Genomic DNA, 26,261 nt, shown 5'->3' on the forward strand with positions numbered 1-26,261 from the left:
AATGGCAAAATTAAATAAAGTTACGAGTGAAACTATTCATTTTTTTCTGATTGAAATCAGTCAACAACTCTTACAAGTCGAGCATTTTTTCTTACACCCAAGCAAAATACTCGCCGCTCAGTTATTTGGTCGATCAGGGTATTCCGCAAATTTATGCTATCGTGTGCAAAATGCGGTAGGCAATGAGCTTCGTGAAGAAAAAGAAGAAAGAACACGTTTTAGACTTAAAGCCGTGGAGTTATTTGCTCAAGAGACACACTCATTAATTCAACTTGCTAGACAATCCGTCAAGGAGTTGAGCCAGCCAACGCAACTCAATCAAAATGATTATCGCTTGCTTCAAAAAATCATTCCGATGCAAGAGCACTCATCCATTATAAAACAAATACGTACAGAGATTGAATCAGTTGAGTTCATTTTAAATGAATCTAATTCACAAAAAGCCATCAAATTAGGTAAAAAATGCGTATCACTACAACGCCGTTTTCAAGCCTCTTTTGATCGCTCACTTCAGAATCAAACCTCTATTATATTGAACTATGCCGTTACACAAGCCTTGTTTTCGACATCTTTTATTCGACAAATGCTCGATGTGATGAAAAACATTTCAGATACCGTTCTTTCAATTAGCATAGGTCAAAAAATGAACCAGCACCGCTATCACTCATTATCGAGTGTCGCGGATGAATTTGAATTTGATTCAACAGAAATTCACATTGAAACCGTGGCTGAGACCCGTTCAGGCAGTGCCATATCTGGAATAAGAAGACAAAACGACAGCAGAGAAAAGAACAGCCCTTATCTCGCTATTTTCAAAGAAGGTGAAAAAAAGAAGCTACAAGAAGAAAGAGAAGGTGTGGAAAGCTGGCATGATATTTATCCGGGACTTGCTCCTAAAATACTGGCGTATCACAGTCGTAAAAAATCCGCTTCTCTTTTAATCGAGCACCTACCGGGATTTACCTTTGAATCTCTCATCGTTAATGGCAATCAAACGATTTTAAATGAGGCTATTGATCACCTTATTACGACGTTAGAAAATATTTGGGATGAAACTAAAACCGACAACACGGCATCCGCTCAATTTATTCACCAATTACGTAAACGATTACCCAGTATTTATGCCGTTCATCCTAAATTTGACACTCAACACTCTAACATTTGCGGTATATCACAGCGCTCTTTTGACGAGCGATTAAAACTGGCGCAAGCCAAGGAAAAAAATTGGCAGTCACCCTATTCTGTTTATACTCATGGTGATTTCAATCTCGACAACATTATTTATAACCCTGAAGAAAAGCGCATTAATTTCATTGACTTACACCGCTCTAAATACAGTGATTACGCCCAAGACATCTCGGTTTTCATGGTGTCTATTTATCGATTGACTATCCTTGATAAACAGCGCCGAAGCAACATGATGAAAGTGGCTATTTACTTTTTTCAATCCATACGTCAATCAACACACATCCAAGAAGATAACACGTTTGAATTGAGAATTGCTCTAGGATTAATTCGCTCTTTTACGTCCTCAACGCGCTTTATTCTGGATCCTGATTTATCAAAACGCATGTACCTGAGGGCCAATTATTTATTAGACCGAGTGCTAGAAATAGAATTAGGCCAAGAACACACATTCACCATCCCTTTGGAGGATTTATTCATTGAATAACCTACGTATTGGCGTTATCGGTATACCTGGAAAATGGTCAACAGAAGTTCTAGCAGATAAGATAGAATCAAAAACAGGTTATCGCTTGGTCATCGATATGGCAGACATTGCCTTAGATTTAGAGAACAAAAGACTACTCGCTAATGGTATAAACCTATGCGAACTTGATGGATTAATCGTAAAAAAAGCCAGTCAGGATTACAACCCCAGTATGTTAGACCGTGTCGAGCTGTTACGTGTCGCCGAAGCCTCTGGTGTTCGTGTTTTTAGCTCAGCGGAGAGCATTCTTCGCTTAGTAGATCGCTTAAGCTGCACCGTGACACTCCGTAATGCAGACATTCCTATGCCTTCTACCTTTGTCACTGAAAATATTGATCAAGCCGTCAAAGCCATTAAACAATATGGCAGTGCCGTCCTAAAGCCGTTGTTTTCTACCAAAGCACGAGGCATGACAATATTGAAATCAAACCAATCTGATGCAGAACTTATCCATGCTCTTGAGGCGTTTAAAATCAATAACCCCATGATGTATTTACAACAAAAACTCGACCTGTCCGGTAGGGATTTGGGAATGGTATTTATTGGTGGCCGCTATTTATGCACTTATGCCCGCGTTTCTCAAAGCGACACGTGGAATACCACCATTCATGATGGCGGCCGCTACGAAAATTATCACCCTTCAGAAGAACTTATTGAACTGGGCAGTAAAGCACAAGCCCCGTTTAATTTAGACTTTACAACCGTAGACATTGCCCTCACTGACACAGGCCCTATCGTCTTTGAAGTATCCGCTTTTGGTGGTTTTAAAGGTGCGCTTGAAGGTTCAAACATTGACGCTGCTGAAGCATATTGCCATTACGTATTAACCCAATTGGATAAAAAATGAACGCTCAATTATCGGCTATATCAAAAGAACTGAATATCAATACGGATGTTTGCACACACCGCTTCGAGCTGGCACTCAGTGATTGCCATGTGACTGTGTACAGTAATACGACGGCGCTTGTGGCTGAACTAAAAGACTATTTTCGCAGCTACCCACAAGATACAGAATCAAGCTCTGAAGCAGCAAACAAAGGTCTTGAAATTTATCTAATTGAACGCTCAGAACCCGCACCAGTCTACCCATGGGCAGACTGGGCAAGAGAAGCTGGAAAATCAGGACGTAAAGACAGCTATGTCGATATGCATCAAGGTCGACTATTACATAAAGTCCGTACTGGCATGACGTTTTTTCAAAGTAACTCCAGCAAAATAGCGCTTGGTCCATGCTTAAAAAACATCAACCAGATTGTTAATTTCATTAATAATCAGTATATGAATTACTTGCAGCAGCAAGCGTATGTCATTTGTCATGCCGCTGCCGTCAGCATTAATGGAAAAGGCACTGCCGTTGCCGCTTTTTCAGGTGGTGGTAAGTCCACGTTAATGTTGAAGTTAATGGATCATGCTGACGCTAAGTTTATCTCCAATGACCGTCTATTTTTAAAATCGGATGCTGGCAAGGTAACCGCTCGTGGTGTACCTAAGCTGCCTCGCATTAACCCCGGCACCATTTTAAATAACCCTAAGCTTTTAAGCATCATTGACCCTAAAGAGCAGCAACATCTCAATCAGCTACCTAAAGCCGAGCTTTGGGATTTAGAGCAAAAGTACGATGTGATGATCGATGATGTTTACGGGGATCAAAAGGTTCACCTTGAGACTAAATTGGATGTGGTACTGTTACTCAATTGGGATAGAAGCAGTACGGCTAAACCACAATTAAAAAAAATTAATCCGACGGATCACACTGAACTAATCCGCGCGATTATGAAAAGCCCTGGACCTTTTTTCCAAGATGAAGAGGGTGGCTTTTTAATGGGGCCTGAAATTCCAGCATTGGATCGTTATTTAAGCGTATTAAATAATGTTGATGTGTACGAAGTTCATGGCGGCGTAGATTTTGAGCACATAGCAGAAATCTACTTATCTTTGACTCAGCCACAAGATTAAACCCGCTACTCACACGATTAAAGAAAACGTAGCTTGCAACATGACTCATTGAGGACACAATGACAACGGAAAGCCAATCGCACTACCCCATCATCGCAATGATTAGGCACGGCGCTTATCAACAACGAAAAGAAGTTCCAAGCGCTTTACAACCTTTTGCCTTGACGGAGGAAGGGAAGCAAGAAGTTGTGTTAGCAGCGAACTCCTTTGCGAAACAACTGATAGAAAACGATTGGCAATTAAACCCGATTATTCATTCATCTAATCAATTAAGGGCATGGCAAACAGCCGATATTTATCGTCAAGAATTGGCGGGGTTTTTCCTAGAAGACCCAAGGCATGTCACTCATAATGATCTCTCTGAGCGCAGTGTTGGGTGTATGGCAAACTTAACCATCACTGAAATAGAATCGGTGTTAGACGCAGACCCACGCTTTGACTCACCAAAAGAAGGATGGAAGTCAGACAGTTATTATTGTTTGCCTTTACAAGGTGCTGAATCATTAATGATGGCAGGCGAAAGAGTTAGCAATTATCTAACTCAACACACTACGGACAATAACATGACGAAGAAACAGAGCATTAGTTTGTTTTTTGGTCATGGCGCGTCGTTTAGGCATGCTGCATTTCATCTAAACATCATCACGCTCAGCGACATTAAAAAATTCAGTATGCATCATGCACAACCCGTTATGATTCAAAAACAACATGATGGCACATGGCGTCATGTCGCAGGGGAATGGAAAATTCGCAAAAATGCCCTCTCATTTAATGATTGATCATACAGCAACAACTAAAACACATTGATACGGTTTCTTAAGCAGAATATTCATTTTATAGGTACTTTTTATGACTCTTTCTTCACCTTTATTAACACTTGTACCCACCTCTGGCGCTTTGGATAAAGTGAAAGAAAGTGCTGTAAAAAAAGCACTTAAGAAAAATACAGCGGAAAAAAAACAATCCAGAAAACAGCTTCGCAAAATGAGCATATCCAAGATTTCCACGCCAGAAGCCGTATCGACCCTATTTTCTTCAGCAAAAGAACTCCGATGTAAAGTAAAAAAGAAGCAATTAAAGCAGTCCCCTTGGCCAATTGAAACAGGGTCTGCTGATGCTATCGTCAATAAGCAACATGATCTTGTTGATGCCATTACAATTAAGAAAAAACAACCAAAATGGCACTGGCCTTCTAAAACCTTGTTCTTTATTTCTGACCCTCATGCAGATGCAGATGCTTTTGAAGCATCGCTTATTACAACTGGAGGCATCATCAGAGATAAATCAGGCCAACTTAAACTGACTAAACAAGGCAAGAAAAGCACGTTTATCGTCGGTGGCGATTGTCTTGATAAAGGCCCAAGCAACTTAGCGCTGTTACGTAAGCTTAAAGAGGTGATTGATCTCGGTGCAGACTTAAAGCTTCTCGCTGGCAACCATGACTTACGCTTACTTATTGGTTTATTGTCCATTGTCGGTATTAGAGACACTGGCAATGAGCATATGTTTGTCCGCATGGGAAATAAAGTTGTTCCATTATTAAAGGAAGTGTTTGACCTCTATTTAGCCGATACGGATTGGCAAAAAGATGTGCCAAGTGAATCTGAGTGCAAAGAAAAACTGTTTCCATCCGAAAGTTGGTTCTCTGAGTTTCCAAAGCTAGCGCAAGGCCTTGTACCGGAAGAAGGTATTGACCGCGAACTAAAAAAAATGAGAACCAAAACACACTCTTTTGAAAAGAACTGTTTAAAATCAGGCTTAAGTTTGCCTCAAGTTTATGCCACAGCTCAAAAATGCCAAGAACTGTTTTTATCAAAAAAAGGCGAGTTCTATTGGTTTTTTAACAATATGCAGCTTGCCTATCAAAAAGGATCCTTCCTATTTGTTCATGCGGGTGTTGATGACACAATCAGTGAACTCATTGCCAAAAAAGGCGTGTCTCACTTAAATAAATGCTTTAGAAAACAATTACACTCTAACCTATTTGATTTTTATTACAGCTCTATCGCCAATACCTTTAGAACAAAATATCGTAAATCAGATAAACCACTAACCCAAGCAGGCGTAAATACCCTTCGTGCTAGCGGCATTCATGCCGTTGTTCGTGGCCATGTTAATTACCATCACGGGCAGCAATTAAATGTTAAGCAAGGTCTATTGCACATTGAATGTGACATCACCTTAGATCGCAACTCCCGAATCAAAGAAGGGCTAGAAGGCATTGGCTATGGCGTTACCATGATTCAACCTAAAGGTCGAATTATTGGGTTAAGTACTGATTTTGATTCAGCGAAAGTCTTCCAACCAAAACGTTATTTAAAAACCGTTAACGACGAGCGAATAGCAAAAGATAAAGCCGATAAAAAGGCACAAAAACAACATAATAAAACCATAAAAACGAGAATGAATCATGCGATTTAAAAATGAATTTCAGCACATATCATTGCAAGATCCTCAATCTATTCAGAATCTTCTTATTTCCATTGCCGAAGGAATAGGGAAAGGTGAAGTCACTTTTTCCGATGAAGAAGGAGAGCTTATTTTACAACCGAACGGTCTACTCGATTGTAAAATCACCGCCAGTGAAGGTGCTGCACGACATAAAATAGAACTAAAAGTCAGCTGGAATAAGAAAAGTAAAACACTATCGAATACGACTTTGACCATTAAATAAAGGTCGCGCGGATGAGTATAAACACTCCTCCACGCTTTTTGAGAAATGTATGTGCAGGAGGTAATGGACTATTATTTAGTCCATTACCTTTCATAGCCGGCCTTAGCTAAGTTTAAATTTTCTGACAATATGAACCAAATTAGAGTTTATATCTTCAATCTTACTGACTTCTTCAACCGTTTTCTGACCAGATTCATCCAATTCCGTTACGATCATGTTAATTGCATTCATATTCCGACTAACCTCATGGGTTACCGCACTTTGCTCTTGAGCGGCTGTGGCTATTTGAGCGGTAAGTTGATTCGTATCATTTATATGATCCGACATAACACCTAAACTTTCTATTGTCACTCCAGCCTCCCTCGCTGTTTCTTCGCACTTATTTTTGGTTTTATCCATCGCTTCAACAACAGAATCACTGCCTTGAACAAGCTGTTTAAGTGCCTTGTCTATTTCTTCTGTGCATCCTTTAGAACGTGTAGCAAGCGAACGAACCTCATCTGCAACGACGGAGAAACCTCGTCCCGCTTCCCCTGCTCTTGCCGCTTCAATTGCTGCATTTAATGCCAGTAGGTTGGTTTGTTCTGCAATTTCTTCAATAACAGTTAAGATCGATGTAATGTTTTTGGATTGATCATTCATTTCTTTAACATGATTTGACGCTGAATGAACTTCTTCAACTAAGCTAGACACTGTACCTTGAGTTTCTTTTGCTTTCGTTTGAGATTGTTCACCTACTCTTACGGCTTTTTGAGTAATGTCTGCGCTGTTAGAGGCATCACTTGCGACGGATTCAGCCGTTGCACTCATCTCCGTAACAGCAGTAACAATTTGCTCTGTTTCACTACGATGGTTTTGTAGTGTGTTAGCATTTTCTGTTAATTGCTGATTTAAAGAACCTATATTAGATTCAAGCTGATTCGTTGAATCTTTAATTTTTAGCATCATATTTTGAAGGTTCTCAATAAATACATTCACCGAGGACGCTATCTGCCCTAAATCATCTTTAGAGTTAACAGCAAGACGATGAGTAAGATCTCCATTACCTTGAGACAATCCCACAATGGTTTCTTTCAGAGAAAGAATCGGTTTATACAATATTTGAATGACTAAAAAGATAATGAAACAACCTAAAAAAATGCTCACACTGCCAGTAAATATTGACGCCCACACAACACTCTCAAGAGGAGAGAAGACAACAGACTCATCAACAAACATTAGATAGTACCAAGTCGTATCTCCAAAATTGATTTTCTTTGAAATCAGCAGGTTACTTTTGCCGTTTAGTTCTAATTGTTGAGAGTAGATGTCTTGCTCGAATACCTTATTTTTAACATCATTATACCAAGCCTGATCGCTGAGTTTAGAGTTGGGTGAAAAATCTTCTGTTGAAGACGCTAATACTGTAGAGTCATCAATAAATACCAGTGCTTTAGCGCCTTCAAGTGATGTTTCTGAAATAATCTCACTCATCAACGCCATACTGGGATAACCCGCAATCGCGCCAAACTTGGTTTTTTCAACAATACTGACCCAAAGCGTTTTTCCATCTGAACCAATATAAGGTTTGGTTACTGTTGTTCCAGAACGTTCCTGAGATTGTTTGTACCATCCAACCGTATTTATATCGTCTTTATATTTATGGTCAGGATACCAAGCCGTAGAATACGTCCAATAAGCATCGCCATTTTTATACGCGATTACCGTTCCGTAAACGTTCATGGCATCAGCAAAGGATTTTGTCATTTCTATGACATCTTTAGGCTTCTGAGAAAAAAGCCCATCGTTATACCTTTCTGCAAGTCGATGAATACCGTCCGCCTTTTCTTGCAAAAAGCTCTCTATCAACTTCGCTTGATCCGAAGCGTAATCCTGAGTTCTATGAGTTATCTGCTCTTCAAGCAGAGACTTCTGATTTAAGTAAGAGATGAAACTATTAATCAGAACGGTTCCAGATAAAACAATAAGTGCCGCCGCTAATAGAGAACCTTTAAATCCAAATATTTTCATATCTCGCTCTTCCGCAATAGTTGTGTTGATAATTGAGTCATGGATTTCTGTCTGAGTTCAGAAATTCCGTATTACAGTACTACATTAATTAAGTTAACTTAAGATGACATTAACATAAGTACTACAGTTGAAGGCTTTTCTCGTATTAAGAAAAAAGCTAAAACAAAAGACATACTAGTCACAGCACAAAGCCGTGTGAAAAAACACTTAAAAAATTGACTCTATTAGATTTTTATAAGAATGTTAATGCCTAAACTTTACTATTTGGCACTGTTCATTACCCAAGTAGCGTCAATTTGAATCGTGTTAGGTAAGTTCGCTAAATCGAATATTTGAGGTATGAATCCCATCCAAACGGCGAATGAATAATAGATACGTAAATTGCTCAATCACTGAGATAGGGGTGGTAACACCACCGGTCCAGAATACTTCCCAGATTTCATCTACTTGATTCTTAATCTTGCCTGTTAGCATTTGCCCATTCATTCCTCAAATTTGATTTACTTGGTTACTCAATACCAAAGTGATGTAACAATACGCGGCTCTCGTTGACCTTGGTTTTATCGCTCTCTTCTGTGTGGCCTCTTTTATTCCTTTACGTTGGATTGTTTCTTCTTTAACTAGATTATTTCTTCTTTAAAACAGAAAAAAACCGTTGATGTTAATCCATTGTTTAAGATTAACATCAACGGTTTAGTATGCCATTTTATGGCTTAGTATGACACGCTATTACTCGATCACATTCGCAGCACACAGTCAAAAGAAACGCCTCTCCCCGACTCCTCTGTCACGAATCTCACCAAACTACGAGGTTGATCAACGTCTTTACCTCGCTGTACGGCGGCGTAGCCTTCTGCGTGAATATAGGAAATTTCTTTTAATTTTAATACGCCTTCAGCGTAATGTGGGTAGCACTGACTATTATTTGATTTAACGACGTATTCGAAAAGCCGTTCAAAATAAACGAGAGCGCGTTGATAAGCCGTACTTTCACGACTTACTCAATAATTCCTCAATAGAGTTGCATAACGTGTCGCAACGCTCTTTTAGAAGTACAATATTGCCATTTATTTGGCCTACGGTACTGTTTTCATCAAGGCTTTCTAGCAGTTGCGCCGCTTTAGACACATCCTGAGCACCAACCGAGCTTGCGCTGCCTTTCAACCGATGGCCTAGAAAACGTATTTGAGAAAGCGTGTCCTCTGTAAGTGTTTGATCAATGTCCCATTCGTCGGCTTCAGAGTCGTTTAAATGCGCTACTTCAACATCAAAAATGGCACTTAACTTTTGCAATACATCGTTTAAATCCGACTTGAAACCTGTTAACAATTGAGAAAAAATATCTCGACTAAAAGACGTTTGCCTAAGCGCTATTTCAATCTCAATACCCGGCAACGCGGCTGGCCAATCCCCTAACAATGCATCTTCAGAGTCATTTGAAGTTTCATTGCTTAATTCAACACCGTCAAAGGAAATATTAAGCCAATCAGCCAGCATTGAATACAATTTTTCAGGGGAAATGGGTTTTGATAAATAATCGTTCATACCTGCATCAAGACACTTATCTCTGTCTCCTCGCATGGCATTCGCCGTCATAGCAATAATAGGCAGCTCTTGCCAATCTGGGTTTTTTCGTATCTGGCGCGTTGCACTGTAGCCGTCTAATATAGGCATTTGAACGTCCATAAGAACCGCATCCACATCTTGTAGCTTAAGGCAATTAATCGCTTGTTCACCATGTTCTGCATTTATTACCGTAATCGATTGAGAGGCCAATAACTGATTAATAATTTGCGCGTTAATTGGGTGATCTTCAACCACAAGTACTGTTTTCCCGGCAAACCGCCCAAGGGAATCAAACGGTGAATTCGAATTTTTTTGTAGCCATTTATTACCAATTAAACGATTAGATAAATGCTCTATAATGCTCATGGGAGTGATAAAGCCCCCTAAAAAATGCACTTTGTTGTCCTTCAAGCTCAAATTAACTGGCATGTCGGCCAGCACTAAACAGGGTGTCTCTTTAAGAAGTGGTGTTTGTTCGATCCAATCCTCTATCCAAGCTACACCGTCTTTTTCATTTGGTGTAATGATTAATTTATCAATCGAAAGAGGTGACATTCTTAATTCAGGAGAGTCTTTAGTCAAAAAAGAATATTGGAAACCATGGTCCGCTAAACAGGTGATCAACCCCGGTCGCATACCAAGAAGGCCAATGTTCATGGTCTTCTTTTCTTGTTGAGGAGAAAAAGCATCTTTTGAGAGGAGCGATTCTTTTGCAGGTATTAAAGGCACAAATAAAATAAATTCACTGCCCTGGCCCACTTCACTGCTCACACAGATATCGCCTCCTAGCAGGTGAGCAAAACGCCTCGCAATAGCCAACCCTAATCCAGTTCCTCCAAACTTTCTCATGGTGCTGGAATCTTCTTGGATAAAGGCATCAAACAAGGATTCTACGTTATCACGATGGATGCCAATCCCCGTGTCCTTAACCACAAATTCCAACACATCCTGACCAGATCGGATGCCCGCTCTGACAGTAAGAGAGACGACCCCTTCCTGAGTAAACTTCACCGCATTACTCACCAAATTCATTAAAATCTGATTAATTCTTAATGAATCACCATGCAGTGAGTTCGGTAATGAGAAATCTCTTTGAACAACAAAACGAATGGATTTATTTTCAGCCTTAATAGCATTAAGCACATAAATTTGTTCTAAAACACCATCCAGATTGTAATCAATTTCATCTAGTTCTAATTTACCAGATTCCACTTTAGAGAAGTCTAAAATATCATTGATAATCATTAATAAATTATCGGCTGATCTCTGCATTTTTTTCAAATAATCGAATTGTACATCACTCAACTGAGTGTTTTGCAAGAGGTGACCCAAGCCAATAATACCATTCATTGGCGTGCGGATTTCATGGCTCATAGTAGCAAGAAAATCTGATTTAGCACGCGTAGCAGACTCCGCTTTCGCTAAGGCAACTTCTAACTCCGATGCGATTTTCAAGGTAGCATTATATTCGTCATCAGAGCGTTTATTTTGCAGAATTAACTCAACCACTAAAGCCGCTACAGAAAAGACTAAAAAGCCTAATAGATAAGAAAAATAATCATACAACTTAACGAGGTTTTCCCTCGCGACATGATTCACTGTTGCATCAAAATTCGATACACTCAGTTCAATCTCCTGATTGATTTTTTGCATTTTTTTCAAACGATTATTAATCTGTTGAATGGGAAATGGAGCCACTTCCCCACCATAAAAAGCGTCCTCTAATAATCTTACGGCATCACTCAGATTGATAATTTTCAGACTAACGTCCTCAATACGTTGATACAGATCCCACAACAAACCTTGGTTCATCACATTTATTCGACTGAATAATATCTCATAGCGAAACAAGATGATTTTCCTGCTATCCTCAGAGTCATCGTTGTTAACTAAAGCGAGTTGCAAGCGAAGGATCTCTTTTTCAACTTGATGCACCGCTCTTAATGCATTTTCCTCAGTTGAAGACGACAAAATGTTGTGTTGATTATTAATTAAAGAATACAGAAGGATGGATGCACCAAGGAATATGATACTGATCAAACCCAGCAACCAAAGATGCCACGCTTTGTTTTGAGCTAATTTTGCCATATTAAGATCATCACCTTGATAAAATCCTCAACCCAATCTAAACATTCTATAAAAAAGAGCCTACCTCGATGCACGCTTTTTGTAGAATGTTTAAACTGTGTCTTGGCGTAATAAATGAGCGCCTTACCTAGTTATAAGATTGCGGCTTACTTGTGAGGAATGATGGGGCGAATACTCCATCATGTTCATTAACCCTATCTCTAAACCATAGTCTAACTTGGCTCCAAAAAATTGAAACCATTTATTCGGATTGCCTAATGACGTATGAATGTCTCCTCTTCTTTTAGCATGATAGTGTATATCCACACTATACCCCATTACAGAGAATAACGCCTCAGCCAGATCTTTAATACTACAAGGCTTCCCAATGCAAATATTAAACACAGGGTTATCAATGGCCAGAGAACATTCGCTAATGACAAAATGTTATTCGTAATATCATTGTGCTTAATAACGGAGACATTGTGAATGCCGATATGTTACCACCACCGTTAAATGACCTAATTCAAAACATCAAAGAACGCATACCTACTTTCATACCAACACCAAATATCTAAACGCTCTCTCGCGAGACTCAAGTAGCGAGTGTCATGCTGTTTTACATTCCTTTGTATTTTTACCTCTATGTTTTTACCTTTAATTAAAAATAATCAATGAGAATGAGTTGCATTTGTATTAGAAATATAATTTAATGAGAATCATTATCAAATATTGATTTGGAGCGACTTACTATGCATTTAAATATGCACGACGTTTATGATGAGCAAGGTGCTGTGATCGACATTCTCTCTGAATGGATTCAAGGCCACAAAAAACAGATACCTTTGCTTTCAGGCTTAAAGCTGTCCAACTTTCATTTACACACACAAAAAGACATTGTCTTTACTGAAAAAGTGCCACGTGGCTTGTATTTTTCCTTTGTTGGCTCCAATGCAATTGAAACAGTAGAAGACATTCAATCAGTACAAATACATTACCAGCCCCAAGACCAAATTGGGCAGTTTTCTATGAAGAAAAACGAACAGCGTGGCTTGCTTCAAGTATTAATAAGTACCGATTACTTATCCTTAGTTCTTGGACAAACAGAAGAACAAGTGATTCAGCACTTTACAAACATGGAAAGAAAATTAGGGAATGGATTACCTTATATTCAATTGCCTTTCACAAAATCTATGGAGAATTTGTGTAAATCTGTACTCGATCATAAAGGTTTATCCATTAGTCTCGCAGGGCACCTTTATTCGTGTCTTTTCACTTTAATTGAACAGATTCAAATGCTGAACCATTTATCAGAATGTGAAGATTGCCAGAGTAAATTATTTAAAGCTCAAAACATTTTAGAAGTACCAAATAACAACGTCTTTGGTCTAGAAGAGTTAGCTCTTGCTGTGGGTTTAAATGTTGATGCTCTGTCAATTGGGTTTAAATACTTAGTGGGACAGTCTATCGAGGATTACCATAAACAAAGACGCATTGCTTTTGCGGCTGAAAAGCTTCGAAAAGACCCTCAATCGAAATCTAATATAATTAAGCAGAGTGGTTTTTCAGAAGAGCAATTTGAAACCATATTTACTCAACATTTTGGCGTCAACAGTAACCAATACAAACAAATTCATTGAGACTTTTGCACTGAGTCATACGCGACGCTAAGACAAGGTAAAAACAGACGAAAAAGCAGAGTTTTTTAAAGTCTATTTTTAAAAATAGTATTAACAAGCGTCGTAGTCATGTAACGGTATCTCATTAAGTTATAGGAACAAAAAGATCATGAGTCAAACAACCATTGCCCTGATTTATGGAACAGATACCAACAACACCGAAGAAGTTGGTCATAAGATTGCCGAGCAATATGCGGAATTAGGCGTTAACGTTGAACTGTTTAATGTGAAAGACATTGAGGTCTCATTATTAGAAGAATACCCCATGCTTATTATGGGCATACCTACTTGGGATTTTGGGGGCATTCAAGCAGACTGGGAAGATCTTGGTGACTCCCTTAGCGAATTGTCTCTACAAGGAAAGACAATTGCTCTATATGGATTAGGAGATCAATTTGGTTATGGTGACTATTTCGTCGATGCGATGGGATGGTTATATGAAAAGTTGTTGCCAACCCAAGCCACATTTATTGGACAGTGGTCGACAGAAGGCTATGACTTTGAGGCATCTAGAGCCTGCATAAACACAAAAGAATACTTTATAGGATTGGCGATCGATGAAGATCAACAGTTTGAACTTACTGATCAACGGATTGAACAGTGGGTTATACAGCTTTACGCAGAAAGAGAACTTGAAGCAGCATAATTATTCGCTGACTGGCATCTGAGAAACGCCGTGTGGTTAAATTTGGACTTGCACCCATTCGCTGCCTCGAATGGCCAAATACAGCGTTTCTCAGTAGGATATTTATGCTCTTCCTCTTATGTGTAAAGGGTGTGGCTACTCTCTATCTCTCATCTCTCCTAGCTGAGGGTAGCCACAAACTTATATGCCATAGACCTTATTCAAAGCACATTCAAACCAAATAACTATCAAACAGTAAATTGACTGTTCGCAATCACTTTATTTCTGCCTGTTCTCTTTGCTTGATACAAACATTTATCCGATAATGTAATGGCATCTTTAACATCAATGTCTGAAGAAATTTCACACAGCCCTGCACTCATGGTGATATTTATTTTTTCATTCATGTGGATATAAGGGTTTTTTTCGACTATCGCACATAAATTCTCAACAGTTTTTACTGCATTTTTTTCACTCTTCCCCGGAATCATTAATAGAAATTCTTCACCACCCCACCGAGATAATATGTCTTTTCTACTCAATGATTTTTGAGCTAAGGTACTAACGTGTTTTAGAACATTATCACCAACGCCATGACCGTAAGTATCATTGACACTTTTAAAATGGTCTATATCACATAAAACAATGGTCATTCTGGTGCTGCGTAACATTGACGTATCGTATTCATACTTCAATTTGTTCCACATTCCCCGACGATTTGGCAACCCTGTTAATTCATCTTCTTTCGACTCTAATTTATATTTTTCAGTGAGTCGTTGGAGCTGACGATAGGATTTATAGCGTGCGGCTTCATAACAAGTAGACAGAGTCAACGCCGTTAAAAAAGAATACATTAATCGGCTCTTAAATTCATACGAGTAACTTGTCGCCAACAACACATCTTCTGGATAAAAAAGCATAATCCCTATAACAATCGAGAACACAGCGTTATAGATAATGCCTAGCTTCAATCCACAAAAAGCCATAGCAATAGGTGGGATAATAAAAATCCACAATGGCCCACTGTTATTTAGCCCTCCCGTGTACACTAAAAGCACACCTAGAGACAACAAGCCTGAAATAGAAATGTGTAGAATGAGAGCATAGAAATGAGCGTATTTTTTTGAGTGTATAACCAGATAAGAAAAACAAAGAAATAGACTCACAATAAAAAGAGCCATCGCGATATAAATCTCTAAAGAAATTAAAGCGTTAACACAAAAAACAAAACTTAGTAACGAACCAGTCGCACTGAATAAGCCTGCTAAAAACCGTTGGTGGTCTGCTCCTGTAAGATCCGTTTCCTTCCCTGAGTACAAGCGTTTCACTACTGGCTTGATGAATACTTTCAATCGTTGTCACTCCTAAGCCTAATTGGGCACTGTAACTACCTACTTACTTTAAGCATCACCATGTAAAAATGACATAAGAATGCATGCTAATAAATAACTTCCGATCCTTCATTATGATCGTCACATGATACAAATAAGATTAAGGCGGTACTTTAACAAATTACAGAATAAAAGCCAAAAAACCCACTTATCAAGCTTACTTACCTTCCAACAGGAAGTCATGATGTAATTTTCCAATAGATTGATATAAATAACAAAATTATTATTTAAGACAACACCTATTCCCTTATAAATTATTAGAATAACGTAATAAAATGAGTTAATAACTCTTCCAACAAAAATATAAAAAACAACGACACTTATGTACGTGTGCATTTCTATAATGAAGGCTTTACAGCCTAAAAATAATACCCTGATAACTTTGATCGACAGCAATCAAAATGTCATCTCATCCAAATAGACCTTATAAAGAAGCAAAAACATTATCTGAAAGCCTAGGAATATTAGCTACTATGCTGAAAAACAATTGATGATGAAACGCTCCAGTTCTTCGTTGAATCCGAAGCCTACTTACACTAGGCAAAATCCTTTTTGAAACCGCAACAAATTGATCATGCAGACAAACTGCGTTTATTAAAAAGAGCCCATTTAATAGACATAGAACATCAAAGAGATACCTCGACATAAGTATACAGACTCACTCAACCTATTGAAATATATAATATATTAAATTTAAAAAAACGACATTCTCATTTATACAAACGTCAAAACACGCTATGATGACGAATTCTTCAATGGCAGGATGCCTTCTATTAATTAGGTATCGTCATGTTGCGCCATTCAGCTCTTTTTCTTACCCTCATGCTATCTTTAATCGCACCAGTATCAAGTTACGCCCAAGACATCATCGTTAGCCGTGTCGTTTCCGTTTATGACGCAGACACGTTCAGAGTAGATATAGAAGGCTGGCCAGACATCGTAGGAAAAAATATGCCGATTCGGGTCAAAGGCGTGGATGCACCTGAAATACGCGGCAAATGTGTTTCAGAAAAAAAAGACGCCAAAGTTGCGAGAGACTTTACTCGTTCATTATTAGAAAGTGGAGCCAGAGTAGAGCTTCGAAACTTAAAACGAGGGAAGTACTTTCGTTTCTTAGCCGATGTGTATATTGATAATGTCCTACTGTCTGAAAGGCTGATTTCAAATGGTTTAGCCCGCCCTTACGACGGTGGCCGCCGGGATGGATGGTGCGAGCTTTAATCCATAGTCGAGACCGTCATCAAAATTTGGTGTACTCTTTTCCATGAAATTGCAGTTTTACTTTTCTCAAAGTGTCAATACGGACGACATCAATAGACCCCGCATCCGTCGTGGAAACGCACCACCAGAGGTTGCATGGAACCCTTTGGCCGATTCTTTTTGTGAAGGCTCACCACAAAACATAGGATGCTAATTCACTCCCAAATGACTCGCCAATTGGGTCACTCCAACCCGCTAATGTATCGCAACCTACCTCGTTAGCAAATGAGGTACTGGAAGTAAAAACACACATAAACAACGATGATTTATACCGCATATAACCGCCCTTTACTTGTGTTTTCAACGTTAAAAAGCCCCACATAAAACCGAAATATAAACATAAAAAAGTGTCACTTCTATTACACTAGATTACACGAACACTTCTACTTTCGATTGATTTTAAAGATTTTTTTTTTGAAAAAAACATATAGACAATCGTAATTCGATGCTGGAATATACTTGTGGATCACTTAGCAATTTACACCTATTATTTCTAAGTAATAGCATTAACAATTGCCATGTTCCGTCACGACAATGTTAGTGCATGTTAAGAATAAGAGCACTTTGCAGTCAGGAGCCTCCAGTCGAAAGAGGTTAGACTGGCGGCGCTCAAATGGATTTTTTAAAGGATCTGTCATTATGAACAATGCGAATAGCTTTGAAGTGTTATCTAACTTAAACGATAAATTACCATTTTTGGAATCGTGTTACGCATCCAAACCCGCACTCAAAAGCGGAGCGATGCAATCCTCATCTGGTAATAATATCCACCTACGTAATTACCATACCTTTGGCCGCGCAGACAATTGCCATACGCATCTTACCCGCAGTGACGTTTCACGAATCCACGCCATTGCCTTTTGGAAAGATGACAGCTGGTTTATTGAAGACAAAAGCACCAATGGCATTTGGGTTAACGGTCACAAACTACTAAAAGAGCAAATTTACCCGCTCAGACAACACGATGTCATTGTATTTTCTTCGAAAACAAGTGAAAGCTTTTCCATGATCAATACCAACGAGCCCTGTGATGTTATGGTAAGCATTCACAATAGCTACGCGCCTATCTACTTGAAAAAACCCCTAACGGTTATTTCAGATGCGTGTACCATGCAATACAAAAATGACAAATGGCACCTTATCGACAATCAACACAACCACACGATTCAAGACAGTGAGATTGTTAATATTTCTGGTCGTCCATATTGTCTACAATACAATCACATCGAATACAAAACCGTTCAAAATCGCCCGATTGCTCAATCTATTGAAGATTTAGAATTTCTACTAGATGTATCAGACGATGAAGAAGACGTTAAACTGTCAATTAATGACTCGATTCAAACCTCTGTCATTAAAGGTCACCGAATTCAAAGCCAATTATATTTAATGTTGTGCTTAGCCCGTAAAACCTTAGCAGACAGAGCGCAAGGTTATGCTGAAAACAACCAAGGCTGGATCAATCTAAACGATTTGTCTAAAGAGTTGGGTATTGAACCCGACAACACTCGCATCAGATTACATAGATTGCGCACTCGCTTGAGAGACAGTATCAGTTTCAGTGGCTTCGACGCATGTCAGTTGGTTCAACTTAAAGACGGAGAGGTCAGACTCAACGCATCAAAAATCATTATAATAAAAGGAAATAAACAAGAAATTAACTCAGGTTGTCACTAGTAGTATGTCCGATTTAACAACACAGAACCCAGAAGGCATTTCTCAGGACTTTGTTTCTGATGAATACGAATTAAACCAACAAATTGGCCAAGGTGGGTTCGGTGTTGTTTATAAAGCTGTCTATAAAAAGACAGGTCAGAATGTTGCTATTAAATTTTTACACTTAGCAAAACAATCTGACGGCAAAAACAGACAACGTCAAATCGCGCGTTTTGAAAGAGAAAGCGATTTTGTTAGCAAACTGTCCCACCCAAATATTGTTCGATTATTAGACAAAGGCAGCATTAACGATACCAATGTCTACAGTGTTTTCGAATTCGTTGATGGCACCTCTCTCAATGATTATATAAAGCAAAAAGGCGCGTTAGACGTTGAAGAGACCTACAACATCATGTTGCAGGTACTGGATGCTCTGGTCCATGCCCATCAACAAGGCATTATTCACCGAGACATCAAGCCGTCTAATATCATGCTCTCTCAAACTGGCGCAAAGTCTTGCGTCAAATTGCTCGATTTTAGTATCAGCACCTTAACACTGGGCCAGCGTAAAGACGATTACCAAATGCTGACTATGACTCAAGAGTCAATCGGCACACCAACTTATTGCGCTCCAGAGCAGCTACGCGGAGAGCTGGCAACCTTCAGCTCAGACATTTATTTATGGGGGCTGGTATTTCTTGAATGCTTAACTGGCGAACCCGCCATTTTTGGCTCCAGTACCGCCGAGACCTACCATAAACATTTAAGTGATACGGCCGTTCCCATTCCGTCAGCCTTACTGTCCCATCCATTGGGACACTTACTACAACAAGTATTACGAAAAAATGCCAGTGAACGAATTAGCCGTGCAGAAGAGCTTTACCAAAAGCTCGATCAATTGGTCATCAGCAATTTAGTCGGTTTGATTTTACCAATCAGCGCAAAGAAACCGTCTGACAATGAGTACGCTAATTCAGAAAATTCGCAAGCGACCTTAATACTGCGTAAAGACGATCCAAACCATCTGCCGACAGAAACCAGTCAATTATCAGAAAGAAAGCAAATTACCACCCTTGCCTTACGTATGCGCATTAAAGGCATGGAAAACGCGCAGTCTGACCTAAGCATTATCGAAACTTTTTTCTACTCCACTCGCAGCCAATGCCTTGATATCGCGAGACGTTATGGTGGTTACCATGTGGGCAATTTAAGTGACTTATCTTTATTTTATTTTGGCCACCCTGTCGCCAGCGATCATGATGCACGCTTAGCAGCACGTACAGCGTTAGAAATAATCAGTTTGGCCAACAAGCAGCAGCCCTATATGAAGCTGCGTCATGGCTGTGAGTTGGAATTGAATATAGGCATCCACAGTGGCATCTTGTTAAAACGAGGCAATCATGTCCCTGATGGTTTTGCCAATCATTACGCAACCGATTTATCTTATTTGGCGGGTGACAAAAGTATCCTTTGCTCATTGGATACTAAAGCCATTCTAGAGCCCTACTATCAATTTGAAGACGCAGCAGAAAAAACACAGAATTCACAACAGCCAAGCTCCGTATTAAAAGCCGAACGAATTATCGAAGCATTTGGTTTTGTACGTGGCGTCAGAAACACCAGTTCATTGATCGGTAGAAAGAAGGAATTGTCCGCATTACGTGCCGCCGTTGCTAGCTTTTCTCGTCAATCCTACCATTCATCAATAGAGCAAGCGCCCACCGAACTTGATTCAAACAGCGCTGAAAAAGACAAACACGCCGTACATTTACATGGCGAGGCAGGGATAGGTAAATCGCGCCTAATTCATGAATTTAGACGCTTAGAATCGGCTCGAGCGCATCAGATCTTCCAATGCTTACCAGAACACAAAAACAACGCTTTGTACCCCATTTTGAGCATCGTCAAAACGGTGCTCAGCACCCTATTTGATAAAGAAAAGCCGCAAGGCAAGCAACTTGAAACGCTGATCAGCACGGGGACATTTGTTGGTGAAAAAACCGATATGATTACCATCCTTGCCGCTTGGTTAGGCATTGATGATCTAGAAAAACACCAACTGTCGACACTTGAACCCTCTCTGCAAAAGTCGCTTTTATTTGAAGGTTTGTCGTATATTTTAGCGATTGTGCGTTACAAACAGCAAAGTGAAAGCGCCCAGCATCATCCCAAAAATGCCATTTATATCTTTGAGGACATCCATTGGTCTGATCCAACCACGTTAGATTTCATTGCACATTTAATGCAAGACTACGAGGATCAACAACCCAAAGAAACAAACGACAATACACAGACGGTTGCCGATTTATTGAAACCGGCGATCATCACCACCTCTCGCCAGCCTGTTCCCGAGAAACTACTGGGCAGTCGTTTACAACCTGTACACCTTGAACAACTGACTCAAGACGATACCCACGAATTCATTACAGAATTATTTGAAGGCGCGGACGTATCTGAGGAGGTTATGGCCACCTTAGCAACCCGATCAGACGGCATACCACTCTTTATCGAAGAGCTGGTTTTCATGCTAAAACGTCAACGTTTGGTGCACCTCAACCAAGGCACCATTGGATTTGTTGATCCTCAGCAAATTGATGAAATACCAAGCAGCTTACGTGAATCCATTCAGCATAGAGTCGATGGATTAATTTACGCCAAAGACACACTCCAATTGGCCGCTTCAATGGGCCGACAGTTTGACTATGAGCGATTGGTTGCCGCTTCACACTTTAGCGAGTTGCAAGTACAAAATGACTTGTCTGAGCTGATTGACAATCAATTAATCATTCAACAAAGGCACGTTGCGGGCGATCGCTATATTTTTAAACACACATTAGTACGCGACGCCAGCTACGAGAGCATTGACCCTCAGTCAAGGCCCGCATTGCATGAACTTATTGCGGAAGCCATTGTTGCAACATCAGACACCAGTGATCGGTTTGTTACCAGCGAATTGGCGCAACACTATGAAAAAGCCCATCAGCACGCACAAGCCAGCCACTGGTATTACCAAGCCGCTACGGAGGCCAACCTCACATTTGCCGTGGAAGACGCCATACACCTTTATGAAAGTGCCCTAGCCGCTCATAGAACCAACACTTCTTCTGTTTACGATAGATCACTGCTTAAAAACATTTTAGAAGGCCTTGCAAAAGCATTAAGTCGTGACGGCAAACACGAAAATGCCCGCACCTACTTTCCTGAGCTAATCGGCATGCTTCAAGACGACGAGGATTTTGAAAGACAAGCAGTAAATCAAATAGCCTTAGGAAAAACGTATGAAGTTGTCCATCAACACGATGATGCTCTGTTTCACTACGAAGCGGCTCATTCCTCTTTATTGAAATCGCCTCACTCTGAAACGCCTAATGGATCCTCTTGGTGGAAGATTTGGTTAGAGATAAAGAGAGCAGTTTTACGTGTATATTATTGGTTAGGCAATACATCTAAAATGAAGCCCATTTTGGAAGAAATTGAATCTGTTATACAAATAATTGATGATAAACAAGCGTTATTCCAACACTATTATGATCAATTTCAGTTTCAATTAAGAAGCAATCGTTACTCTCTAATACAGCAAGATCTTCATATTCCTAAAAAAAGTTTAAGTATCGCAAAAAAAACTAATAATCAGGCATTAATAGCTACAGCAACATTCATGATGGGATTTAGTCTTATTTTGAGTAAAGATTCAATAAAAGCTAACTACACATTGGTAAATGCACTTGAGTTAGCGAAAGCACAACAAGATAAAGTGTTACAAACACGGTGCTGCACTTATTTATCATCATCATATAGGCTTACAGGTATGGTTTTGAAAGCTCGAAATAGCGCAACTGAATCACTTAATTTGGCCAATGATACAAAAATGGATGACTATAAAGCTGTTGCACTTGCGAATTTGTCTTGGAGCTATTTTTCAGAAAAAAAGTATGAGTCGTCAGCAACTTATTTAGAGGAAAGTCTATCTGTGTGGGCTGAAGTAAGCGCTCGATTTGAATATCCATTTTTATGGAAATCACACTTGCATGCAATTTCTTTGTGTAATTTAGATAAAGAATTTTCACGAAAATTTTCATATAAAACCCCAACATTTGCAAAGATATTATTAGATAAAAGACAAGTTCCATTACCAGAGCCAATAGAAAAACTATTACTCCAACTAACAAAAAATGAAAACAGCCATCGAAAAACCTCTATTATTCAAGATTTAACAAAAGCAGCAAAAAAATATAAATATATCTAATGAAAAAAGGAAATTATAATGACTGATAAAAATCTTTTAGATCAAGCAATTGAATCAATGAATGATGCATATATTATACTCTCTGATAATACAATCGTTTATTTATCACATAAATTCTATTCAGACCCTTCTCGTATTATCGAGTCAGTTTCTGTAGATGGTGAATTTGTTAAACGCTTCTTTTTAGATAATAACGGTGTCTACCCTCTTAATTTGCTGGGTCCAGCAGTATCAAAGGTTTTAGAGTGGAATCTTGAAGGTAGTAATGGAGATGTAAAATCGTTTGATTCTGATGCAGATTTAGGAATACCTCAAACAGGCTATTTTATTGATTTACGTCAATTAAATATGAGTCGTTTAAATATGATTAAGATATCGGGAGCCCACAATTCCGAAGCCGACATCCCCATAACCAATCTTAGCCCAGTCCTCAATGGCGCAAATTCAGTACCTAAAGACAAACTGTATCAATTAAGTCAAATCCCTGCTGAAGATAATCTTTACATCGCTTATTTCCAAGAGCCAGATAGAACACATTCTAATACTGAGTGTTATAGCTATAATGTTAGCTATATCTCCGCTTCAGAGCTAAATGATCATATATATAACCCTACGTCTAATGACACTCAGCATTTTGATACTACAGCTTACCTTAAAAATTATTACGGAGAAGCGGGAGTACAAGCAGGTTCCATAAACCCTAACGATTTGGGCTCTGAACCATCGCTCATTGAAACAAATGAGCTTAAAAGCACGCAACTAGTTGGTCTAACTTGCTATATAGCAAACTTAAAAGCATTTAAAAAATAAATATATAGGCCTCTTTTTTAGAGGCCTATTATTTTCTACTTCATAGAATCATTCTGTTTAACTAAAAAAACCTACATTTTATTCTCAATAATATAAACTTTAATTTTTCAAACCTATTTAAGAGCATTCACAGCCTAACGTTTTTCGAGACCCATTCTATGAAAGCCTATCGTACTGGTACACATCGTACCGTTTCTCCACAAGAAACTCTCGACCGAATTTTGCCGCACTTGCCTGCTATGGGTATTACGCGTTTGGCCAATGTTACAGGGCTAGATGATATTGGCATCCCGGTTATTACCGCATGTCGCCCTAATGCCAAGGCGGTTGCGGTATCTCAAGGTAAAGGTATCTCTGTGGCAGCCGCCAAGGCCTCGGCAGCCATGGAAGCCATAGAAACCTACCATGCCGAACACATTGATTTGCCCATGCGTCTTACCAGCTATGCGGAGCTATCAAACAACCATCCAGTGACGGATCTAAAGCTGCTACCAACGATGAATGTAACCCAGTTTGATCCACACTCACGTAGAGTATGGATAGAAGCCACGGAGTTACAATCAACAAAAACAGTGTATGTACCCTATGATTTGGTCCATTGTGACTTTACGTTACCTCTGCCACAGGGAAGCGGTTGTTTTCAGCTCAGTACCAACGGCTTGGCGTCTGGTAATACCCGGGACGAAGCCGCAAGTCATGCGTTGTGCGAGTTAATCGAACGAGATGCAATGACACTCTGGTCATTAACGCCAAAACATCAACAAGATGCGTTGAAAGTGGATTTAACGTCCATTACTGACCCAACCATTTCGGCATTGGTGCAAAAGATAGAAGACGCGGATGTGATGGTAAGCGTTTGGAATGTCACATCCGATCTTAACATTCCTACGTTCGTATCTACCATTATGAACAGAAAAGAAAGCCAACATAGGCCTCTGTACCCTATGTCAGGCTCGGGTACTCATCTTGATAAACACGTCGCCATTATGCGAGCCATTACCGAAGCCGTGCAGACCCGCTTAACGCTGATTTCTGGATCGCGTGACGACGCCAGCATTAAAGAGTATCAATCACGTCAACAGATTGAATATCAAAAACGCTTGCGCACAGGGTTAATGGACACCCCTTCGTATGTCGATTTTAATAGCATCGTTAGCTGGGAGCAGGATTCGATCGAAGAAGACTTGACCGTTTTGATTTCTCAATTAGACAGTAAAGGGCTTCCCCGCCCTTTAATGATTGATTTGACCAAAGCCGAGTTTGATATTCCCGTTGTGCGAGTCATTGCCCCCGGTCTTGAAGGCATTCATGATATACCCGGTTATGTCTTTGGACAACGAGCAAACGCCTTTGCTAAAAAAATACACTCTGAACAGCAACACAATCAACAGAAGGAAGCGGCCCTATGAGCATCATCGTATTTTCAGGCCCATCGATCCGTAAAGAACAAGTTTTGGAGATCCTTCCACATGCGGATGTTCGCCCACCCGCCCAACAAGGTGATCTTTACCTTGCCACACGGGACAAGCCTCAGATAATTCTTCTAATCGACGGTTTTTTTGAAAGTGTTCCTGCCGTATGGCATAAGGAAATTTTGTACGCGATGTCCATTGGTATTCACGTCTATGGCAGCTCCAGCATGGGCGCATTGCGAGCGGCGGAGTTGCATACCTTTGGCATGGTGGGTGTCGGGCGCATTTTTGATCATTTCGCTAATGGTATTTGGGAAGACGATGATGAAGTGGCCCTGACTCATGGCCCTGAAGAGTTGGGGTATATGTCGGTCTCTAGAGCCATGGCCGATTTACGCTATGACCTCACCCGAGCCGTTGAGCACAACCTATTGACTCTGCCTCAAGCCGATGAGATCACCCACAAACTGAAAGCCTTGTGGTACCCCAATCGTTCGCAACAAGCCCTATTGTCTTTTGCAGAAGCAGAACTGACCTCTGAGCAATTAGAATCATTGTCCCAGTTTTTAGAAACAGACAGTCGATCCCTTAAAACAGACGATGCCAAACAGTTACTCCATGACGTCGCTGCGATTAACTTAAAAACCCTACCATTAAAAACCGTTAATTTTGCACTGTATGAAAACGATGCGTGGCAAACATTGATTAACGATGTGGCCAGCACCCGTCCAACACATGTCAAAGTAGATTTACCCGCATCACTGGAAGCAGACTCCATTACAGACGAAAACCAGTTTTCTGCAAAGCTCAGAGCCAGAGCATTGGAACACGCGGAATCCATTGGTGTGGAGTTTAAACCTTGGATACGCCCTGCGTTTCAAAGAGCGGTTCAGCAATGGGGTTGTGTTGATGAACATGGTGATGTTCAATTTGAGAAAGTGAGTGAAAAGCTGATTGCCTTATCGCTCACTACTCAACAGTTTGACCAATGGATTGAACGAGAGGCGCAGTTATTGGCGTATGCAAATCAAGTTGAAATACAAACAGAACACACAGTTGATGAAGCATTAATTCGACAACAGGTGTCTTAACATCGTAGCAATCTAACAATAGCCGTTCTCCTATCTATTCATACCTTGAATTCAAGTGTATTGAAAAATGATAGAAAACGGCTACTTATTTTTAGTGCTATTTTTAG

19 protein-coding genes are annotated in these 26,261 nt (G+C 39.8%); 15 read left to right on the forward strand and 4 right to left on the reverse strand.

What is annotated here, in order from left to right:
• Position 1 precedes the first annotated feature (1 nt).
• The 6 genes from ACMUMJ_RS13905 to ACMUMJ_RS13930 all read left to right on the forward strand — a co-directional run bounded on the left by ACMUMJ_RS13905 (position 2) and on the right by ACMUMJ_RS13930 (position 6,341).
• Positions 2-1,672, forward strand: coding sequence for a phosphotransferase (locus tag ACMUMJ_RS13905; protein ID WP_414679453.1), 1,671 nt, complete (start codon positions 2-4; stop codon positions 1,670-1,672).
• Complete coding sequence (locus ACMUMJ_RS13910) at positions 1,665-2,558, forward strand: GAK system ATP-grasp enzyme (RefSeq protein ID WP_414679454.1); 894 nt, start codon at positions 1,665-1,667, stop codon at positions 2,556-2,558. Before ACMUMJ_RS13905 ends, ACMUMJ_RS13910 begins: the two co-directional genes overlap by 8 nt.
• The gene (locus ACMUMJ_RS13915; RefSeq protein ID WP_414679455.1) at positions 2,555-3,667 is read left to right on the forward strand and encodes an HprK-related kinase B; all 1,113 of its coding nucleotides are present in this window, start codon (positions 2,555-2,557) and stop codon (positions 3,665-3,667) included. The genes ACMUMJ_RS13910 and ACMUMJ_RS13915 overlap by 4 nt, the downstream gene beginning before the upstream one ends.
• A gap of 59 nt (positions 3,668-3,726) precedes the next feature.
• Positions 3,727-4,446 (forward strand): histidine phosphatase family protein, encoded by a 720-nt coding sequence (locus tag ACMUMJ_RS13920; protein WP_414679456.1) that lies wholly within the window; start codon positions 3,727-3,729, stop codon positions 4,444-4,446.
• A gap of 70 nt (positions 4,447-4,516) precedes the next feature.
• Entirely contained in the window at positions 4,517-6,088 is a 1,572-nt protein-coding gene (locus ACMUMJ_RS13925; protein WP_414679457.1) for a metallophosphoesterase family protein, read from the forward strand.
• On the forward strand, positions 6,078-6,341 hold the full coding sequence (locus ACMUMJ_RS13930) for an amphi-Trp domain-containing protein (protein ID WP_414679458.1): 264 nt from the start codon (positions 6,078-6,080) through the stop codon (positions 6,339-6,341). The genes ACMUMJ_RS13925 and ACMUMJ_RS13930 overlap by 11 nt, the downstream gene beginning before the upstream one ends.
• A 102-nt stretch (positions 6,342-6,443) precedes the next feature.
• On the opposite strand, the gene ACMUMJ_RS13935 is transcribed toward ACMUMJ_RS13930, so the two are convergent.
• From ACMUMJ_RS13935 to ACMUMJ_RS13945, 3 genes are all read right to left on the reverse strand, one after another.
• Positions 6,444-8,351, reverse strand: coding sequence for a methyl-accepting chemotaxis protein (locus tag ACMUMJ_RS13935; RefSeq protein WP_414679459.1), 1,908 nt, complete (start codon positions 8,349-8,351; stop codon positions 6,444-6,446).
• Between the two features lie 306 nt (positions 8,352-8,657).
• Positions 8,658-8,825 carry a type I restriction-modification system subunit M N-terminal domain-containing protein gene (locus ACMUMJ_RS13940; RefSeq protein WP_414679460.1) on the reverse strand — a complete coding sequence of 56 codons (168 nt, stop codon included), beginning with the start codon at positions 8,823-8,825 and terminating at the stop codon, positions 8,658-8,660.
• Between the two features lie 516 nt (positions 8,826-9,341).
• On the reverse strand, positions 9,342-12,005 hold the full coding sequence (locus ACMUMJ_RS13945; RefSeq protein WP_414679462.1) for a response regulator: 2,664 nt from the start codon (positions 12,003-12,005) through the stop codon (positions 9,342-9,344).
• Positions 12,006-12,736: 731 nt separating this feature from the next.
• On the opposite strand from ACMUMJ_RS13945, the gene ACMUMJ_RS13950 reads away from it, so the two are divergent.
• Both ACMUMJ_RS13950 and ACMUMJ_RS13955 read left to right on the forward strand, forming a co-directional pair.
• Complete coding sequence (locus tag ACMUMJ_RS13950; protein WP_414679463.1) at positions 12,737-13,624, forward strand: helix-turn-helix domain-containing protein; 888 nt, start codon at positions 12,737-12,739, stop codon at positions 13,622-13,624.
• Positions 13,625-13,772: 148 nt separating this feature from the next.
• Complete coding sequence (locus ACMUMJ_RS13955) at positions 13,773-14,309, forward strand: flavodoxin (protein WP_414679464.1); 537 nt, start codon at positions 13,773-13,775, stop codon at positions 14,307-14,309.
• Between the two features lie 227 nt (positions 14,310-14,536).
• Here the strand turns inward: ACMUMJ_RS13955 and ACMUMJ_RS13960 are convergent, their stop codons facing one another.
• Positions 14,537-15,640 carry a GGDEF domain-containing protein gene (locus ACMUMJ_RS13960; RefSeq protein ID WP_414679465.1) on the reverse strand — a complete coding sequence of 368 codons (1,104 nt, stop codon included), beginning with the start codon at positions 15,638-15,640 and terminating at the stop codon, positions 14,537-14,539.
• A gap of 828 nt (positions 15,641-16,468) precedes the next feature.
• Here ACMUMJ_RS13960 and ACMUMJ_RS13965 point away from each other — a divergent pair.
• The 7 genes from ACMUMJ_RS13965 (at position 16,469) to ACMUMJ_RS13995 (ending at position 26,154) form a co-directional block, all read left to right on the forward strand.
• On the forward strand, positions 16,469-16,900 hold the full coding sequence (locus ACMUMJ_RS13965; protein WP_414679466.1) for a thermonuclease family protein: 432 nt from the start codon (positions 16,469-16,471) through the stop codon (positions 16,898-16,900).
• 43 nt (positions 16,901-16,943) lie between these two features.
• On the forward strand, positions 16,944-17,093 hold the full coding sequence (locus ACMUMJ_RS13970) for a hypothetical protein (RefSeq protein WP_414679467.1): 150 nt from the start codon (positions 16,944-16,946) through the stop codon (positions 17,091-17,093).
• Positions 17,094-17,578: 485 nt separating this feature from the next.
• On the forward strand, positions 17,579-18,616 hold the full coding sequence (locus ACMUMJ_RS13975) for an FHA domain-containing protein (protein WP_414679468.1): 1,038 nt from the start codon (positions 17,579-17,581) through the stop codon (positions 18,614-18,616).
• A gap of 4 nt (positions 18,617-18,620) precedes the next feature.
• Entirely contained in the window at positions 18,621-22,841 is a 4,221-nt protein-coding gene (locus ACMUMJ_RS13980; RefSeq protein WP_414679469.1) for a protein kinase domain-containing protein, read from the forward strand.
• Between the two features lie 18 nt (positions 22,842-22,859).
• Complete coding sequence (locus ACMUMJ_RS13985) at positions 22,860-23,651, forward strand: hypothetical protein (protein WP_414679470.1); 792 nt, start codon at positions 22,860-22,862, stop codon at positions 23,649-23,651.
• Between the two features lie 158 nt (positions 23,652-23,809).
• Positions 23,810-25,060, forward strand: a complete 1,251-nt coding sequence (locus ACMUMJ_RS13990) for a YcaO-like family protein (RefSeq protein ID WP_414679471.1) — start codon at positions 23,810-23,812, stop codon at positions 25,058-25,060.
• Positions 25,057-26,154: a TfuA-like protein gene (locus ACMUMJ_RS13995; RefSeq protein ID WP_414679472.1), complete on the forward strand. Its 1,098-nt coding sequence runs from the start codon at positions 25,057-25,059 to the stop codon at positions 26,152-26,154. Before ACMUMJ_RS13990 ends, ACMUMJ_RS13995 begins: the two co-directional genes overlap by 4 nt.
• The last annotated feature ends 107 nt before the right edge of the window (positions 26,155-26,261 follow it).

It is taken from the genome of Marinomonas phycocola (assembly GCF_047525455.1).
In the GTDB taxonomy this organism is placed as follows: domain Bacteria; phylum Pseudomonadota; class Gammaproteobacteria; order Pseudomonadales; family Marinomonadaceae; genus Marinomonas.